The following is an 18,012-nucleotide window of genomic DNA, read 5'->3' on the forward strand; positions in this document are numbered from 1 at the left end:
CGATTATGCGGCATTAATTGTTATTTTCATAAATTCGGAAAGATAATTAGGTATGTTTGATTCGATGACAATCTACGAGATCCTGAAAAAATATTGGAACTACGACTCTTTCAGGCCGTTACAGGAAGATATTATCCAATCTGTTCTCGAGAAAAAAGATTCTTTGGCTTTAATGCCAACCGGAGGAGGGAAGTCTATCTGTTTCCAAGTACCAGCAATGTTGCAATCCGGGATCTGTATTGTGGTGTCGCCTCTTATTGCACTGATGAAAGATCAGGTAGAAAATTTAAAAGCAAGAGGAATAAATGCTGTATCAATCGTATCTGGAATGTCTAAACGGGAAATAGATATTCTTTTGGACAATTGCATATATGGGAAAATTAAATTCCTTTACCTCTCTCCGGAACGTCTTTTATCCCCAATAGTAAAAGAACGCATCCGTCACATGAACGTGAATCTCATTGCTGTTGATGAAGCGCATTGTATTTCACAATGGGGGTATGATTTTCGTCCTCCCTACTTGAGAATAACTGAACTAAGGGAATTACATCCACTCGTACCTATTCTTGCACTCACAGCAACAGCAACAGTACGAGTTATTGAAGATATCCAAAACAAGCTCGCCTTTAGATCACCTAATGTATTTTCAAAAAGTTTCAAAAGGAACAACCTGAGTTATGTGGTGTCTCATGAAGAAAATAAGATCCGCAAATTGCTTTCAGTCGCCAAAAATATAGAAGGAACAGGCATCGTTTACGTTCGCAACCGCCGTCAAACACAAGAAATTTCTAAAATACTGAATAGCGCCGGTATCGAATCTGATTATTACCATGCTGGTTTAGAAACTCCCGAAAGGAGTATGAAACAACAAGCCTGGATGAAAAATCAGAAACGGGTTATCGTAGCTACCAATGCTTTTGGGATGGGAATAGATAAACCGGATGTCCGTTTTGTGGTACATATGGATATTCCTGAAAGTATGGAGGCCTATTATCAGGAAGCTGGAAGAGCCGGCAGAGATGATAAAAAATCTTACGCTGTCATGTTATATCATGTAAGTGATCGCGATCTACTGGAAAAAAGACTAGAACTCAGCTTTCCAACCGTTCAGGAAATCAGGAATGTATACCAGTGTCTGGGCAATTATTATCAGATCGCACATGGCTCAGGTGAAGGATTAGTGCTTGAATTTGATATTGGTGACTTTTGTTCCCGGTTTAAGCTTGATGCCATAAAAACCATTAATGCCTTGAAGTATCTCGAGCACGATGAGTATGTAACGGTCTCAGAAAGCGTTTATCTCCCTTCCCGAGTTCAGATTATTGTTCCTCCTGAAGATCTTTACCGCTTTCAAATTCAAAACGCGTTTTATGACTCGTTTATTAAGACCTTACTCCGTTCCTATGGGGGCATGTTTGATATATTTACTTCCATCCAGGAGTATGATGTAGCTAAGCGAGTAGGAAAAACCCGTCAGGAAGTAACCGATATCCTCAATAAACTACAGGATTATAAGTTAATAAGCTACCTCCCTCAAACCGATAAACCGCAGCTTCAGTTTATAAAAGCAAGGGCGGTTACTGATAACATGTATCTCGATGTTAAGTATATGAATGAACGCAAAGTCATCATGGAAGAACACATTCGGTCTATACTGCATTATGCTGAAACTAAAGTATGTCGCAATATTATGTTACTCCAATATTTCAATGAGCTGAATGCCACGAAGTGTGGAATCTGTGATGTTTGCCTGGAAGAAAAAAGACAAGCTAATTCAGCAGGTTTAACAGACCGCATCACCTACGAATTGATCGATGTCCTGGCCGGTCAGCATCTCAACCTCGAAGACTTAATTTCTTCCATTCAGTCAGGTAATGAAAAAGAGCGTATTGAAGTGCTCCGTAACCTCATGGACGCAGGCAAGGTTAAAACCGATAGTGATAAATATTATTTATGAGTTACGGTCGACTTTACCTTTGTCAGGTACTTAATCACTTCAATAGCAAGAGCAGATCCCAAAGTAACCAGTAGCACAATTTTCATCGCATTCCAATCCAGAACCCGCGTCTTAAAAATGGAATTAAAAGCAGGAACATAGATCACTAACAACTGCAGTATTATAGTCAGCAGGATAGCTCCCCACATTCCAAGGTTAGAGAAAATGCGGGACGAAAACATAGAATGATTCACAAATCGAACCGACAAGGCATTCACCATCTGTACAAAACATAGCACAGTAAAAACCATGGTTTGCTGAGTTCGGGTATCATATCCATGATGTACCGCAAAATATTGAGTAAATAAAGCCGCTATTGCTAATACTATTCCAGTAGTGACGATTTTTACAGTAAGTCCACCAGCAAATAAGTTTTCCTTCGGGGGACGGGGAGGCCGTTGCATAATATCTTTCTCTGCAGGTTCAGCCGCAAGAGCAAGACCCGGTAATCCATCCGTAACCAGGTTAATCCAAAGAATATGAATAGGAAGCAGGGGAATGGCCAAGCCTAAAAAGGGCGCAAGGAAAATTGTTAAGATCTCCCCTAAGTTGCAGGACAAAATATACAAAACGAACTTTCGGATATTATCATAGATCCGCCGACCCTCTTTAACTGCTTTAACAATAGTCGCGAAATTATCATCAAGCAAAATCATATCTGCAGCCTCCTTCGATACATCCGTACCGGTAATGCCCATGGCCACACCAATATCGGCCTGTTTTAATGAAGGCGCGTCATTTACACCATCACCAGTCATGGCTACAAATTCACCATTTGCCTGTAAAGCCTTCACAATGTTTAACTTCTGTTCTGGAGACACCCTTGCAAAAACTGCAATATGTTCAATCTCACGAATCAGTTCCTCCTGAGAGAGATGGGTTAAATCCGCACCAGTTTTACTTTCCGCACCTTTCTCAATGATCTGCAAACGTTCCGCTATCGCAGAAGCAGTAAGTGGCTGATCTCCTGTAATCATGACAGACTTTATTCCAGCCGTTTTACACTCCTGTATCGCCGCAATAACTTCCTCACGGGGAGGATCAATCATCGCAATCATGCCCAGAAATTCTAAATCCTTTTCCAGTTCTTTAGTCATCTCTGGTTGCCGATCGAAAACCTTATAAGCAAAAAACAAAACACGTAAGCCTTCAGCAGCCCATTTATGATTCATCTCCAGCCATTCTGGAATTTGCTCTTTATATTTTTGATCCAGCACCTCAACAATCTTCACTGGAGCACCCTTCACAAAAAGCAGCCATTGATCCTGATGCACATGTAAAGTACTCATGCGCATGCGTACCGAGTCAAAAGGTACTTTTGAAATAAGTGGATATTTGTCTTCAGAACTTTCTACAGAAAGACCCTTATCCTGAGCATAGCTTACCATGGCAGTCTCCGTCGAATCTCCTAAAAGCTCCTCATCTTCTGAAAGTCGCACTTCATTATTCAAAATCATGGCATGTCGAAGCAGCTCTTCCTTTCCTTTAACAGCCCATGTATTTTCAACCGTCATCACATTTTGAGTCAGCGTTCCCGTTTTATCACTGCAGATATACGTAACAGAACCCAAAGTTTCCACTGCAGGTAACATGCGTACCAAAGCCTTTTGCCTCACCATTCTGCGAGCACCACCAGCAAGCGCAATAGTAATCACAGCAGGCAATGCTTCGGGCAAAGCGGCTACTGCCAGGGAAAGTGCTGTTAAAAACATCGCGAAAGGAGGTTCACCGCGCCAAAGTCCAAAGCCAAATACAACCAGACAAATTACCACCACAATGACCGCCAGTTGTTTACTGAATACTTCCAGCCGTTTTTGAAGGGGAGTCTTTTGATCTTTAACATCGAGCAAACCGGCAATTTTACCCAGCTCAGTATGCATTCCAGTAGTGGTTACCACTGCTTTTGCGGTACCATTACTAATAATAGTACCCTTAAAAATCATATTATGCTGATCACCGGGAAGCAAATCAGGCTTTTTAATTGCGGATGTTATTTTATCAATCGTATGGCTTTCTCCCGTTAAAGCAGCTTCCTCTGTTTTAAATGAACTTACTTCCAACAATCGCGCATCAGCAGGAACAATATCTCCAGCCTCCAGTAAAAGCAAATCTCCTGGAACAAGTTCCGTTGTCTCCACTTTCACAGGATGTCCTTCACGCAACACCAATGCATGTTGTGACGACATCTTTTGCAACATGCGTACCGATTCTTCCGCATTGTTCTCCTGCGTATAACCGATTATCGCATTTCCGATAATGATGGCGAGAATAACATAGGCGTCCGTATGTTCGCCTACAAGAAAGGAAATTACCGCTGCAACAATCAGGATGATGATCATTATATCCTTAAACTGATTCAGTAAAATAATAAATTTACTTTTTTGCTTAACAGCCTTTAAGCTGTTATCTCCGAATTCTTTACGAAGGTCTGCGATGGTCGCATTCTTTAACCCGGATGATGTTGATGATTTAAGTTGTTTTAAAACTTCTTCTTTACTGAGCTGATACCAGTCTGACATTTTACTATTTCAAGGATGTACTATACTAAGTCAATCCATTAGTTGTCTTTTTGTTTGGCAATAAAGGGAATAAAAGCAAAACAGAGCCATATTCGGCTCTGTTTAAACGTTTGCGATCTTATGTGATTAACAAAATCAATTAGTCAACATTTTGTTAACTAATTGAAAATGGCATGACCAACGAATGAATTACCATCAGCCAGATATGATTTTATTACCCCTTTAAACCCTTAATAAATTCAGGAATCTGCTCCATAAAACCATCCTTTTCCAGCAATTTTACAAAAGCCGTTCCTACAATAGCCCCATCTGCATATTCGCTTGCCTTCGCAAAACTAGTATGATCCGAAATACCAAAGCCAATCATGGTCGGGTTTTTAAGCTGCATGTTCTTGATCCTTGAAAAATAGTTTTCCGTCTGATCAGATACATTCAAATCCTTTCCCGTTGTAGATGAAGAAGATAAAAGATAAATGAACCCATTACTCAGCTCATCAATTTTATGTATGCGCTCATCAGATGTTTGAGGGGTAATCAGAAACACATTCCTGATTTCATTCAAACTAAAATATTCCTCGTACAGATCCTCATATTCATACATCGGCAGATCAGGAATAATCATCCCATCAACACCTACTTCCTTACAAGATGAACAAAAATGTTCCACCCCATATTGCAATAACGGATTAAAATAACCCATTAAAAGTACGGGTATCGTTACCCTGCTTCTCAGTTCTTTCAATTGCTCAAACAGCACCTTAATGGTCATCCCATTATTTATGGCTGTAAGCGAACTGTGCTGAATAACCGGTCCGTCTGCCAAAGGGTCGGAATAAGGAATGCCAATCTCAAGAAAATCTGCACCTGCCTTTTCAAGCGCTTCAGCAATATCGAGTGTGCTGTTTAAATCCGGATATCCGGCAGTAAAATATATAGAAAGTAAAGACTGTTTCTTCTGTTCAAAAAGCTGATTAATTCTATTCATTATAGTCCGAAATATTTCATGTAGGTATCCAAATCTTTGTCTCCACGTCCTGAAAGACAAACCACAACAACATCATCTTCTTTAAACTTCATCTTATCCAGATAAGCTAAAGCGTGAGCCGTTTCAATAGCAGGGATAATGCCTTCCAGTTTAGAAAGTTCCATTCCTGCCTGCATAGCCTCATCATCAGTAATACTCACGTATAATGCTCTTCTTGATGTAAAAAGATGAGCATGTTGGGGACCAATTCCAGGATAGTCCAGACCAGCAGAAATTGAATAAGGTTCAACCACTTGTCCATCTTCGGTCTGCATCACGAGCGAGCGACTTCCATGAAGCACCCCTTCTTTTCCCAATAATGTAGTCGCTGCTGATTCACCGGAATCAACTCCCTTTCCTGCTGCTTCCACAGCGATCAGTTTCACATCCTCATCATTTAGAAAATGATAAAACATACCCATCGCATTACTGCCACCACCTACACAAGCCAGTACATAATCAGGAGTCGACTTACCTGTCTTCTCCTGCAACTGCCATTTCGTTTCCTCAGAGATAATCGATTGAAAACGGGCAACCATATCCGGATAAGGATGAGGTCCAACCACTGATCCTAATATATAATGCGTATCGGTAGGATGATTGATCCAGTCGCGCAACGCTTCATTGGTCGCATCTTTTAAAGTCTGACTTCCCGAAGTAGCCGGAATAACAGTAGCACCCATCATTTTCATACGGGCTACGTTAGGCGCCTGACGCTCAATATCAACAGCACCCATGTAAACAATACATTCCAGACCCTTTAATGCACAAACAGTTGCAGTAGCCACACCATGCTGACCAGCTCCGGTTTCTGCTATGATCCGCTTTTTACCCAGACGCTCAGCTACCAGAATTTGTCCTACCGTATTATTTATCTTATGTGCTCCGGTATGATTTAAATCTTCACGTTTTAAATAAATCTTAGCACCATATTTTTTAGAGAGACGTTCTGCCAGAAACAGGGGCGAAGGACGTCCCACATAATCTTTAAGCAGCATCACATATTCTTCCTGAAATTTAGGATCTTCTATAAACTCGAGGTATTTTTCTCTGAGCTCTTTGATATTGGGATACAACATCTCCGGAATATACGCACCCCCGAAAACTCCGTAATATCCTTTTTCATCTACTTGATAATTCATAACCTTCCTTTAAATATCTTTTTTAACTTACTATAATCTTTTATGCCGGGGGATAATTCAAACTTGCTGTTTAAATCAACCGCATATAACCGGCTGTCATTTATTTGGGCAATAGTATCCAATTGCTCCAGATCGATCCCCCCACTTAAAAAGAATGGAATATCGGTATTGTTTTGAAGAAGTAGTTCCCAATCAAAAACTTTACCTGATCCCCCATGTTGAGCCGTACTGGTGTCGAATAAGAAATAATCGACCACTTGCAGGTAATTTTCAAGAGATTTAAACTCAAAATCTGCATGAATGCCAAACGCTTTGATTACTTCAATACCATTTTCTTTTAATTTCAGGCAAAATTCAGGCGATTCATTTCCATGCAGTTGTACAGCATCCAATTGTAATACTGTACCCCATTTAGCAATAGTAGCCAGATCTGCATTTACAAATACCCCTGTTTTTTTTATAGAGGAGGGGAGTTCTCTAACTATTTCTGCATCTACTTCTCCAGCATATCTCGAAGATAAAGGATAGAAAATAAAGCCCATATAATCAGGCTCCAGTGCAGCAATCTCCAGAATGTTTGCCGTGTCTCTCATTCCGCAAACCTTAATCTTCCTAGCTCTATTATTTAATATATCCACAAACCCTATTTTTTATAGCCCTTACGCTAGTATTTCTACGCTTAAAGTTTTTTACCTATTTCGTTAAAAGCACCGCTTTTAAACTTCCTTAACCTACGCTTCTAACACATATGGCACAATCATACTTCGACATCTTATCTTACAGACCTTATTTAACAGCCAATAAATTAGTGAAGCTTTTGAGTGCCTTTTTCGAAAGAAGCGATTCCTCTGCCTCGTAAAAGCAATCTGAAAACGACTTTTCATGATGAATCGTCTTAATCGCTAAAGCGGCATTTGTCAGCACCACATTATTCTGCGCTGTCGTACCATTTCCCTGCAGCACCTCTTTAAATATCGTTGCCGATTGTTCTACAGTACTTCCACCTGAAATATCCTGTGGATTTACTTTTTCAAAGCCCAGTTGATCTAGTGTATATAGCTTTTCGCCAAAATTGGAGTACGTTTTAAAGCTCCCTGTTAATGAAATTTCATCGTAACCATCCAAAGCATGTACAATGGTATACTTTTATCCGTTTTCTGATAGAGGTATCCATATAATCGTGCCAGCTCTAAACTAAATACCCCTACAACCTGGTATTTAGGGTTAGCCGGATTAACCATAGGTCCCAACATATTAAAGAACGTTTTGACACCCAGCTCCTTACGGATAGGGGCAACGTTTTTCATCGCGGAATGAAATAGAGGAGCATGCAGAAAGCAGATTCCCGCCTGCTCGACACTTTTTTGAAGTAAGCCAGGATCGTTTGTAAACTGATATCCCAAATATTCCATCACGTTAGATGAACCACAACCGGATGATACCCCATAATTTCCATGTTTGGCAACCAGATATCCGCCCCCTGCCACTACAAAAGAAGCCAATGTAGAGATATTAAAGGTGTCTTTCCCATCCCCTCCCGTTCCACATAAATCTATCAGACTATATTGTTCAAGTCCGGGATCCAGACAAAGCTCCAGCATCGCATCGCGAAAGCCCTCCAGTTCCTCCAAAGTGATGCTTCTCATGCAATATGCAGTCATAAAAGCAGCCATTTGAGATTGGTTGTACTTTCCTTTCGTAATGTTTTTCAAAATTCCTTTAGCTTCCTCAGAATTAAAGGTCTTGCGTTCGAATAATCGGTTTAATATCTCTTTCATTTGATCGTTTCTTTGCCCGGCAGGACAAAAAAAAAGGTTGTCTTGCCGGACAACCTTTTGAATGTTATTTGAAAATATACATTGTGGTTAGCCCTACGATTGCTCGCGTTGCCATAACCAACTAAATTGTATATTGTTTGTGTTCATGATTTGATTACAAATATGAACATTTCTTTGCTAAAAAGGAAAATTAATTTTAAGGTATTGTTGTAACCCATTCTATGGTTTTTGGCATTGATGATGACATTATCACACAAGCTATTCAAATAAGAAAAGTGTACAAGTTGAAATTACCTGATGCGCTCATTGCTGCAACTGCTTTAACTTATAGTTTGACTTTGATCTCTGATAATGATTAGGATTTTCTTAAAGTGAAAGAGTTGAAATATGTAAATCCGAAAGTTATCGGATAGGCATCTTTAAATAAAAATAAACCATTTCACCCTACATTTATTAGAATCATCCTGTAATATCTGGTACTAAATTTCGATTTTACGTATCTATTGTCCAGTCCGTTTGTTTTAATAAAGTCTGCTTTAACTGCGTTCCTTTCCTGACATGCTGAATAATATCTATCCAGCAACTCTGCTATTAATAATTCCAAGTTGAATCTATGTTGAGTCCATGATAAGTCCATGTTTTAATGCCAAAACACGGACTTATCATGGACTCAACATAGTATCATTATGCATTCATTAATTCAAAGGGTACAGGCAGCCCTTAATCAATTCAAGTAAATTAACCAATCAACCCTTACTTAATCAAAGGATCTTTCTCTCTCGTAAACAGCTCGTATACTTTTTTATCTACCCAGGCAGGGATCAACTTATTCAACAGCACAGCCAGTTTACCCTGACCGGTTAAAATTAAAGTCCGCTTTTTATCAATAATAGCCTGTACAATATGTTTTGCCACCTCATCCGAAGACATCATCTTTCCTTCATCCATACTCGTTTCTCCCTGCGAACGGCCGTCTTTAGCCAGTGCTGTATTCCTGATATTTGATGCCGTAAAACCTGGAGCAGCAATCATGACATGCAGACCGGTTTTTAAGTTCTCCACCCTTAGTGCTTCAAGAAATCCATTCATGGCAAATTTCGAAGCTGAATATCCTGTTCGGCCGGGAAGTCCCCTGTATCCAGCTATGGAAGAAATTCCAACTACTGATCCCTTGGCTTTCAATAGCTCAGGCATTGCATATTTTGTGCAATATACCGTTCCCCAGAAATTAACGTCCATCAGGTTGCGGATTACCACCAGGTCAAGGTCTTTAAACAAGGCCCGCATACTTATGCCCGCATTGTTAATAAGGATGTCAATACTTCCGAAGGTAGTCAGACTTTGCTGGATCAGCTGTTTACAGTCCTCTTCCTTCGATACATCACATTGCACAGCGATTGCTTTTACCGCATATTTCTGTTCAATCTCCTGGGCAATTTCGCAAAGTGTGACGTATTGCCGGGCGCCTAACACGAGGTTGGCTCCCTGTCGTGCGAATTCTTCCGCACATGATTTACCTATTCCGGATGAAGCTCCGGTTATAATGACTGTTTTATTTTTAAGATTCAAAGCAAGATTCTTTAAATTGAGATAACAAAGGTTCAAACTTGATATTTCAATGATTATGAATTGATATTCCAATGGTTGTAATTTGATATTTCAAAAACTGCAAAATGATTTACCATAGATGATAAACGTATATTCTAATGATTAAACCCCATAAGGGACGCGTGTGGCAATGGAGCGGGCTAGTGTAATTTCATCAGCATACTCTATTTCTCCGCCAAAGGCTATTCCACGCGCAATGGTACTGATTTTACAAGGGAAATCTTTTAGTTTTTTATAGATATAAAAGATCGTGGTATCGCCTTCCATGGTCGCACTCAAGGCAAGGATCACTTCCTGTACCGGGGAAGTTCGCGCCCGTTCCACCAATGGTTCAATGTTTAACTCCGATGGTCCCACACCATCCATAGGAGAAATCAATCCCCCTAAAACGTGATAGACGCCGAAATACTGGTTCGTGTTTTCTATAGCCATCACATCACGGGTATCTTCCACGATACAAATCAGCGTTTTATCCCTTTTGGGCGATGTACATATTTCGCATACCTCTGCATCGGAAATATTGCCGCAGATTTTACAGAAGCGAATTTCTTTTTTTAAGCGGACGATGGATTCACTGAAACGACCGACATCTTCGGAGGGCTGACTGAGCAGATGCAGAACGAGTCGTAATGCTGTTTTTTGACCTATACCGGGAAGCTTAGAAAATTCATTAACTGCATTTTCCAGGAGACGTGATGAAAAATTCATTTTGCAAAGTTAATGATGGTTATGAATTAATAAGAATGGATGTATATTTAGACTTTAATATTATATTCTAACATGATTAGCGACGACAAGATTAGAAGTGCATTCGAGAATAAGAACTGGCAGGATATTAAGGTAACTGATTCCTGGCAGATATTTAAAATCATGGCCGAGTTTGTAGATGGCTTTGATAAACTGGCCAAAATAGGCCCCTGTGTTTCTGTGTTTGGTTCGGCAAGAACTCCGCAGGATAGTAAATATTATAAACTGGCGGAAACGATAGGACGTTTACTTACCGAAAGGGGATATGGTGTGATTTCGGGTGGAGGACCTGGAATTATGGAGGCAGCGAATAAAGGTGCTTATGAAGCAGGAGGAAAATCCGTAGGATTGAATATTGATTTGCCTTTTGAACAGTTTCATAATAAGTATATAGACCGGGACAAACTGCTTGAGTTTGATTATTTCTTTGTCCGCAAGGTGATGTTCATGAAGTATTCTCAGGGATACATCGTTTTGCCGGGAGGCTTTGGTACTATGGATGAGCTGTTTGAGGCAATCACTTTAATTCAGACCGGAAAGATAGCCCGGTTTCCAATTGTGTTAGTAGGTAAGGATTATTGGGAGCCCCTGATGAGTTGGTTTGAAAATCACATGCTGGAGGCAAAAAATATTAGTTCTGATGATTTAAATTTATACAGATTGGTGGATACAGCAGAAGAAGCAGCAGAACATATTTTCAGGTTTTATGAGAAATATGTATTAAAACCTAATTTTTAGCCTGATTTTCTCACTTTAACGTGTTAATCTGCTAATAGTTGTCTTTTTGTGAAATAAATGGGCAAATTTGAAAAAAAAATTCATTTAATTAAAATTCTTCCTATATTGTAACACGAAAACAAGTAAAAATAGAAGAGCATTAAATTAACAATTCCCCTTATACTAATTAACAAATTACCTACTCCGGTTAACTCAAATACTAAATTACGATGAAAATTTTTGTGGCAAGCCTACCCTTCAAACTTGAAGAAAGTGATATCAAGGAAACCTTTGAAGAATATGGTGAAGTATCTTCTGTAAAACTTGTCCTGGACAAAGAAACGGGAAGAAAAAAAGGCTTTGGATTTGTGGAAATGCCTGATGATGAACAGGCAAAGAAAGCAATTGAAGATCTAAATGGACTTGAAATTTTTGGCAGAGCAATTGCCGTTACCCAGGCGGAAGAAAAACCTAATGGTGGACGTAAAGGTGGCTTTGGCGGAGGCGATCGCGGTTCATACAATAAAGGAGGATACCAGAAAGGCGGTCGCGATTCTGGGTCTTACTAGGTCATATAATAAAGATGCGACTTTTACTTCTTGGTAAGAGCCGCATCCTTATTGTATTTTAATATAGCTAAATATGTTAGTATTTAGTAAGTTTGTACTATGTATGCAATTGTCGATATCGAAACAACGGGTGGCCATGCTTCAGCAAATGGCATTACCGATATCGCAATCCTCATTCATGATGGTATCTGTATAACCAAAAGGTTTCAATCACTTGTAAATCCTGGTGTTTCTATACCTTATTTTATTCAATCGTTAACCGGCATTAATGATGAAATGGTTAAGGATGCTCCCTCTTTTAATGAAATAGCAGGAGAAGTTTTTCGGTTGCTTAGTTCAGCAGTTTTTGTGGCGCACAACGTCAACTTTGATTACTCTTTTATAAAACATCATTTAGCTGCATCAGGGTACGAACTGAATTGTAAAAAGTTGTGTACCATTCGTCTGGGAAGAAGAATCTTTCCCGGTCTTCCTTCATATAGTCTGGGTAAGCTATGTACCAGCTTAAAGATCCCGAATTTAAACCGTCACCGTGCGGCAGGAGATGCTGAAGCTACCGCAGTACTGTTTTCTTTGTTATTAAAAAATGACCTCAACGGTCATATAGATCAGTTTATCAATAAAAAAACTAGCGAGCAGCAGCTTCCTCCTCATCTGCAAAAATCAGACATTGATCGATTACCCAAACATCCGGGTGTTTATTATTTTCATGATCAAAGGGGGAAAGTGATCTATGTAGGTAAAGCGATCAATATCAAAAAAAGGGTATGTTCCCATTTTTCAGGTAATAATGCAGGGAAACAGCGTCAGGAGTTTTTGAAAAATGTATGTTCCATCAGCCATCGGGTCTGTGGAACAGAACTCATGGCCTTCATCCTCGAAGCTGTTGAAATAAAAAGGTTATGGCCTGCAAATAACCGTTCCATGAAACGGTTTGAAGCCGCCTATGGTTTATATACCTATGAGGATCAGAAAGGTTTAATACGTTTAGTCATTGATAAAAAGCGCAAAAATTCAACTCCGCTTCACAGTTTTAATACTATTTCTGAAGGTTATAGCCTGCTTCATACGCTTATTGAAAAGTTTGAATTATGTCCGCGCCTATGTTTTGTTCAAAAAACAGGGCAGGTATGTGAGGTTCATTCTTCTGATTCGGTTTGCCATGGTGCTTGCTGTGGAAAAGAGGATGCTGGCGTTTATAATATCAGGGTGAATGATGCAGTTTCAGATTTAAAAACAATACTGCCTTCTTTTTTGCTTATAGGTAACGGACGCACGGATGAAGAAAAAAGTATTATCATGATGGAGAAGGGAAACTTACACGGAATGGGATATGTTTCCAACAAAATGGACTCCTCAAGTTTTGCTACTATAAAACCATATTTGGAGTTATACCCCTCCAATGATTATATTAGGAATATCATCATGAAACATGCTTCAAAATATCCTGAACGTGTGTCGGCTGGATTTTAAACGTATACATGAGCTATTTAAGGAAAAGTTCCTTTACAAATTCATTAAAGGGAAAGGTGATTATTGCCTTTTCAATCGGATTTATTGCCTTTATTTTAGCCTGGACGGTTAGTAAGGTTGCCTTTAAGGAAATGCTTACGACAGTTGTGACTATTGCTGCTCCCGATGAAAAACTGCTTATTGTCAATCAGTTATTCCGCGATATCACCAAGCTGGATCAGTTTCAGCGGAGTCAGAATATGCAGAAGACCCCTGTATCTTACAAGTCCTTTATCAGCGAATCTGATTCGATTCGCTGGAAGATGAATATTTTAAAAAAACTTTATCGTGATCAAAAACTTCAGATCGGACAGGTAGATAAAATGCAGGATCTGTTGAAGAAAAGGGATAGTTTATTTCTAAGTTATCTGCGTGTTCGGGAAGGGTTGATTAATGACCGGGTATTTTCGAGTCAGATCAATTCGCTTACCGGTTTGATCAACCGAAGTTCATCAGAGATGGACAGCACGATTGTAAAAACGGAACAAACACAATCTACCACCACTACACCTTCATCAAAAGTAGTGAGAGACCGTGGTTTTTTTAATCGCTTATTTGGTAAAAAGAAAGGGGATACCATTTCTCCTGAAGTAAAAAAAGAAATTAACATTACGATTGATACTGTAGCCCGTTCTAACACCGATAGTGTGATTCAGGAGATGGAAGACGCAGTTAAAGATTTAGCAATCAGGCAAAAACAAAGAAGTAATCGGTTTATTAATCAGGAAATAGAACTTGCTAATGCTGGAAATATTCTAATCAATCAGATTCTGGACGTGCTTCAGCAAGTAGAGAAGGACGTGCTGAAACAGGTTGAAGTGAATACGAGTAAAGCGAGGGGATTGGTGAATCATAGTGCAGACCGGATCCAGCTTATTATGCTGACATTCATGTTTATTACTGCGTTTCTCGCTTACTTGATATTAACGGATATCAGTAGAAGTAATACGTATAGGGAAGAACTGGAAGCCGCCAGGGATGAAGCAGAGTATCATGGACAGGCCAAACAACGGTTTTTATCCAGCATGAGTCATGAGATCCGAACGCCACTTCAATCTATCATTGGTTATGCAGAACAACTAAAGGACCAGGAAAAGATTGACAAGAAAAACCTGGATGCTATATATAGTTCATCGATCCATCTGTTGCATATTGTAAATGAGGTGCTGGACTATAGTCGCATTGTATCCGGGAAATTTAAGTTTACAAGGAGTTTGTTTGACGTTTCGGTTGTTATGGAAGAGGTTGTGACCATCATGGCCCCTCAGGCGGAGAAGAAATCCCTTGGTTTAAGATTCAATAATCTTATTACTGGCTCGTCCTTATTAATAGGAGATCCTTTTAGATTGAAGCAAATTTTATTCAATTTAATTGGGAATGCGGTTAAATTCACGGATGCAGGAGACGTTATTGTGAATTTAAAAAGTCGTATTATCAAGAGGAAGTCTTACCTGACCATTGAAGTGATTGATTCGGGAGCTGGGATCCCGGAAGAAGATCTTCTACGCATATTCGCTGAATTTGAACAAGCCGGAAACAATGCTTTTAGCAATGAAAACGGTACGGGTTTAGGTTTAAGTATTGTAAAGGCATTGGTGGAAGGACAGGGCGGCCGCATAGAGGTTCAAAGTAAACCGGCAATAGGAACCTGTTTTACCCTCCATCTAAAGTATACGGTGCCAAGGGGAAATATGAAGATCATGAAAGCTTTACCAGAAAATACGGATGGCTATCCGGGGCTGGTTTGGTTAGTTGATGACGATGCTTTTATACTTCAGCTGTGTTGTACTTTATTGGATAAACATGGCATTCGATATAAGTCCTTTAATCTGCCATCGCTAATGTTGGAGGAATCTGTACCTGATGATCTGGTGATGATCATGATGGATATCAGGATGCCTGAAATGACTGGGTTAGAGCTTTGTCGCCGTATGAGGGAAATATTACCGGCTACAGTAAAGATAATTGCTTTAACGGCACAGGCACTTCCGGAAGAACGTGTTTCGATCCTTAATCAAGGTTTTGATGCGGTATTGATGAAGCCTTTCAAAGAAAGTGATCTGGTAGATGTATTGTATGGTCATTCTGTTACGAAAGTAAATGTGCCTTTAGTAATTGCGCATGAAAGGCTGGATTTGACGGCGATTGGGAAAATGGCAATGGGTGATGAAGCTGTCATTAAGAAGATTCTGGAGCGCTTTTGTGATGATTCGCGTGATGATGTAAAAGAATTAAAAGCGAGTGTGGAGAGCAAAGAGAATGAAACGGTTGCTCTGTTGCTGCATCGTATTGCAGGGCGTACGGCTCAGGTAGGTGCAAAAGATCTGGGAAGAAAATTCAGAGAGGAGGAACTCCTCCTTTATGCGCACCCCGTTGTAGAAGATGCACAGAAAGAAAGAATTGATGGATTGATTAATGAGCTTGAGCAGTTAACGTCAGAAGTTTATTCAATCTGATATTTTTCCATCTTATTATAAAGCGTTGTGCGGTCTATGTTTAATAGTTTTGCCGCCTGCGTTTTATTGTACTTTACTTTGCGAAGTGTTTCCTGTATGAGCTCTCTTTCGTTTGCTTCATTAAGTGCTTTGAGATCAGTGCCTGTTGGTTTTGGAGCCTGATGAAGCGAGTCTATCATTTCATCGGGTAATGATTCAATTCCAGCTTCTTCGCCCCGGGTTAATAATACCATGCGCCTGATTACATTTTTTAATTCCCTTAAATTTCCCGGCCAGTCATACTGTTCGAAAACATGAGTCACTTCCGGAGATAAGGTCTTTACATTCCTGTCCAGTTCGGCATTAGCAAGTTCAATAAAATGATAAAGAAATACTTTTAAATCGCCGTCACGACTTCTTAAAGCGGGAACATGGATTTTAAATTCATTTAAGCGGTGATAGAGGTCTTCGCGGAACTCCCCTTTTGCTACACTGTTTAACAGATCATCGTTAGTCGCTGCAACTATTCGCACATCTATTTTAATCTGCTTGTTACTTCCCAGGGGTTGTATAACACGTTCCTGAACGGCTCTTAATAATTGAACCTGAACTTCATAGCTGAGATTGCCTACTTCGTCCAGAAAAAGAGTTCCGCCGTCAGCTACCTCAAATTGTCCTTTTTTATCGGATAATGCACCAGTAAAAGCACCCTTAACATGACCAAATAATTCACTTGAAGCGAGTTCTTTCGATATGGAGCCGCAATCTATTGCTACGAAAGGTCGCTGAGCACGCTTACTGGCTTTATGAATGGAGTTAGCGACATATTCTTTCCCTGTTCCACTTTCCCCCTGTATAATGATAGACATATCAGTAGGGCCAACCAGTTCAATGTAGTTATGTAGTTTTTTTGATTCTGTGCTTTCCCCTTCAATAAATGTAGAGGGTTCATTTTGCTTGATTTCAGGAGCGACTTGTTTTCTGTTTAAGGCATCATTGAGGATCATCTCAAGTTCATCCGGGTTTACAGGTTTAGTGATAAAGTCGTGTGCTCCTAATCGTATAGCTCTTACAGCTGTCCTGACATCATGAAAGCTGGTCATGATAATAGAAGGAATAGTGGGATTATTATTTCGCGCAGCAGCCATTACTTCCAGACCATTTCCATCAGGAAGACGGTAATCCAGTAGCAGCAGATCGTATTTGTTTAGTTCCAGTGATTTTAAGCTGGCTTTTAACGTATGTGTTACATGAACCTTATGGCCTTTTTTTTGAAGGAAATTATCTAGTATAAGTGAAAAAGTGGTATCATCTTCCACCAATAAAATGTTCGCCATAATGAGAGCCTTTGATAAGCTATTTACAAAAATAGGTAATTGGTGAGATATTCATACCTATCATTGGTTAGATTGATAAAAAAACGGGTACCAAATAGGTAACCCGCAATAAATCAAATAATCAATTTGCGTATTGGTCTTTCAGTATTTGAATATTTTTAAGGCAATCCGCTACTCCTGTACGCTGTGTAGCTAGGACGGTCATGATTTCGGCATCAATACCTGGATCGGTTATCACCTTATCGTATGCTTCGAGGGCGGACTTCTCACCAGTGACGCAAGCCTCAAGAATTGCCTCATCATCATTTTTAGTAAATGCAGTTTTTATATCCATCCATACCCGGTGCAGGGTTCCAATAGGTCCACCTGTTTCATTGTCAGGATTGCCCCCCAGTTGATGTATAGCCTTTTTTAGTTGCATTTCAAACTCAGCACGCTGGATGGAATACATGGAAAAAAGAGTTTTAAGTTCTGTGGAATCGACGTCCTCTGCTGCAGTTTTATATCCCTCTTTTCCATCATTACAGATAGAGAGCAAATGCATTAAATTGGCAATTGATTGTTCATTAATATTTCTCATTATTGACTTTTGTGATGTGTAATAGATCTAGTTCTAGTAGCACAACAG

14 protein-coding genes and 1 pseudogene are annotated in these 18,012 nt (G+C 39.7%); 6 read left to right on the forward strand and 9 right to left on the reverse strand.

Annotated features, from left to right (window positions below; all coding sequences use genetic code 11):
• Window positions 1-64 precede the first annotated feature (64 nt).
• On the forward strand, window positions 65-1,957 hold the full coding sequence (locus ADIARSV_RS09435; protein WP_016195260.1) for a RecQ family ATP-dependent DNA helicase: 1,893 nt from the start codon (window positions 65-67) through the stop codon (window positions 1,955-1,957).
• Here the strand turns inward: ADIARSV_RS09435 and ADIARSV_RS09440 are convergent.
• The 5 genes and pseudogenes from ADIARSV_RS09440 to trpD form a co-directional block, all read right to left on the reverse strand.
• Complete coding sequence (locus ADIARSV_RS09440; protein ID WP_016195261.1) at window positions 1,948-4,515, reverse strand: cation-translocating P-type ATPase; 2,568 nt, start codon at window positions 4,513-4,515, stop codon at window positions 1,948-1,950. The two genes, ADIARSV_RS09435 and ADIARSV_RS09440, sit on opposite strands and share 10 nt — an antisense overlap.
• Before the next feature lie 214 nt (window positions 4,516-4,729).
• Window positions 4,730-5,500 (reverse strand): tryptophan synthase subunit alpha, encoded by a 771-nt coding sequence (gene trpA, locus ADIARSV_RS09445; RefSeq protein ID WP_016195262.1) that lies wholly within the window; start codon window positions 5,498-5,500, stop codon window positions 4,730-4,732.
• A complete protein-coding gene (gene trpB, locus ADIARSV_RS09450) occupies window positions 5,500-6,681 on the reverse strand; it encodes a tryptophan synthase subunit beta (protein WP_016195263.1) in 1,182 nt (393 codons plus the stop codon). Before trpB ends, trpA begins: the two co-directional genes overlap by 1 nt.
• Entirely contained in the window at window positions 6,678-7,319 is a 642-nt protein-coding gene (locus ADIARSV_RS09455) for a phosphoribosylanthranilate isomerase (protein WP_235048392.1), read from the reverse strand. Before ADIARSV_RS09455 ends, trpB begins: the two co-directional genes overlap by 4 nt.
• Window positions 7,320-7,467: 148 nt before the next feature.
• Window positions 7,468-8,459 (reverse strand): annotated as a pseudogene (gene trpD / locus ADIARSV_RS09460) (anthranilate phosphoribosyltransferase).
• Window positions 8,460-8,680: 221 nt separating this feature from the next.
• On the opposite strand from trpD, the gene ADIARSV_RS23180 reads away from it, so the two are divergent.
• Complete coding sequence (locus ADIARSV_RS23180) at window positions 8,681-8,818, forward strand: PIN domain-containing protein (RefSeq protein WP_016195268.1); 138 nt, start codon at window positions 8,681-8,683, stop codon at window positions 8,816-8,818.
• Window positions 8,819-9,212: 394 nt separating this feature from the next.
• On the opposite strand, the gene ADIARSV_RS09470 is transcribed toward ADIARSV_RS23180, so the two are convergent.
• Window positions 9,213-10,028, reverse strand: a complete 816-nt coding sequence (locus ADIARSV_RS09470) for an SDR family oxidoreductase (RefSeq protein WP_040299684.1) — start codon at window positions 10,026-10,028, stop codon at window positions 9,213-9,215.
• Between the two features lie 141 nt (window positions 10,029-10,169).
• On the reverse strand, window positions 10,170-10,775 hold the full coding sequence (recR, locus tag ADIARSV_RS09475) for a recombination mediator RecR (RefSeq protein ID WP_016195271.1): 606 nt from the start codon (window positions 10,773-10,775) through the stop codon (window positions 10,170-10,172).
• Between the two features lie 72 nt (window positions 10,776-10,847).
• Here recR and ADIARSV_RS09480 point away from each other — a divergent pair, with 72 nt between their 5' ends.
• From ADIARSV_RS09480 to ADIARSV_RS09495, 4 genes are all read left to right on the forward strand, one after another.
• Complete coding sequence (locus ADIARSV_RS09480) at window positions 10,848-11,552, forward strand: LOG family protein (RefSeq protein ID WP_016195272.1); 705 nt, start codon at window positions 10,848-10,850, stop codon at window positions 11,550-11,552.
• Window positions 11,553-11,773: 221 nt separating this feature from the next.
• Window positions 11,774-12,100: an RNA recognition motif domain-containing protein gene (locus tag ADIARSV_RS09485; protein ID WP_235048393.1), complete on the forward strand. Its 327-nt coding sequence runs from the start codon at window positions 11,774-11,776 to the stop codon at window positions 12,098-12,100.
• A 99-nt stretch (window positions 12,101-12,199) separates the two neighbouring features.
• Window positions 12,200-13,573 carry an exonuclease domain-containing protein gene (locus ADIARSV_RS09490; protein ID WP_016195274.1) on the forward strand — a complete coding sequence of 458 codons (1,374 nt, stop codon included), beginning with the start codon at window positions 12,200-12,202 and terminating at the stop codon, window positions 13,571-13,573.
• Between the two features lie 8 nt (window positions 13,574-13,581).
• Window positions 13,582-16,068, forward strand: coding sequence for a hybrid sensor histidine kinase/response regulator (locus ADIARSV_RS09495; protein ID WP_016195275.1), 2,487 nt, complete (start codon window positions 13,582-13,584; stop codon window positions 16,066-16,068).
• On the opposite strand, the gene ADIARSV_RS09500 is transcribed toward ADIARSV_RS09495, so the two are convergent.
• Together ADIARSV_RS09500 and ADIARSV_RS09505 are read right to left on the reverse strand one after the other, a co-directional pair.
• A complete protein-coding gene (locus ADIARSV_RS09500; RefSeq protein WP_016195276.1) occupies window positions 16,056-17,384 on the reverse strand; it encodes a sigma-54-dependent transcriptional regulator in 1,329 nt (442 codons plus the stop codon). The two genes, ADIARSV_RS09495 and ADIARSV_RS09500, sit on opposite strands and share 13 nt — an antisense overlap.
• Before the next feature lie 121 nt (window positions 17,385-17,505).
• Entirely contained in the window at window positions 17,506-17,964 is a 459-nt protein-coding gene (locus ADIARSV_RS09505) for a ferritin-like domain-containing protein (protein WP_016195277.1), read from the reverse strand.
• Window positions 17,965-18,012 lie beyond the last annotated feature (48 nt).

Source organism: Arcticibacter svalbardensis MN12-7 (assembly GCF_000403135.1).
Taxonomy (GTDB): domain Bacteria; phylum Bacteroidota; class Bacteroidia; order Sphingobacteriales; family Sphingobacteriaceae; genus Arcticibacter; species Arcticibacter svalbardensis.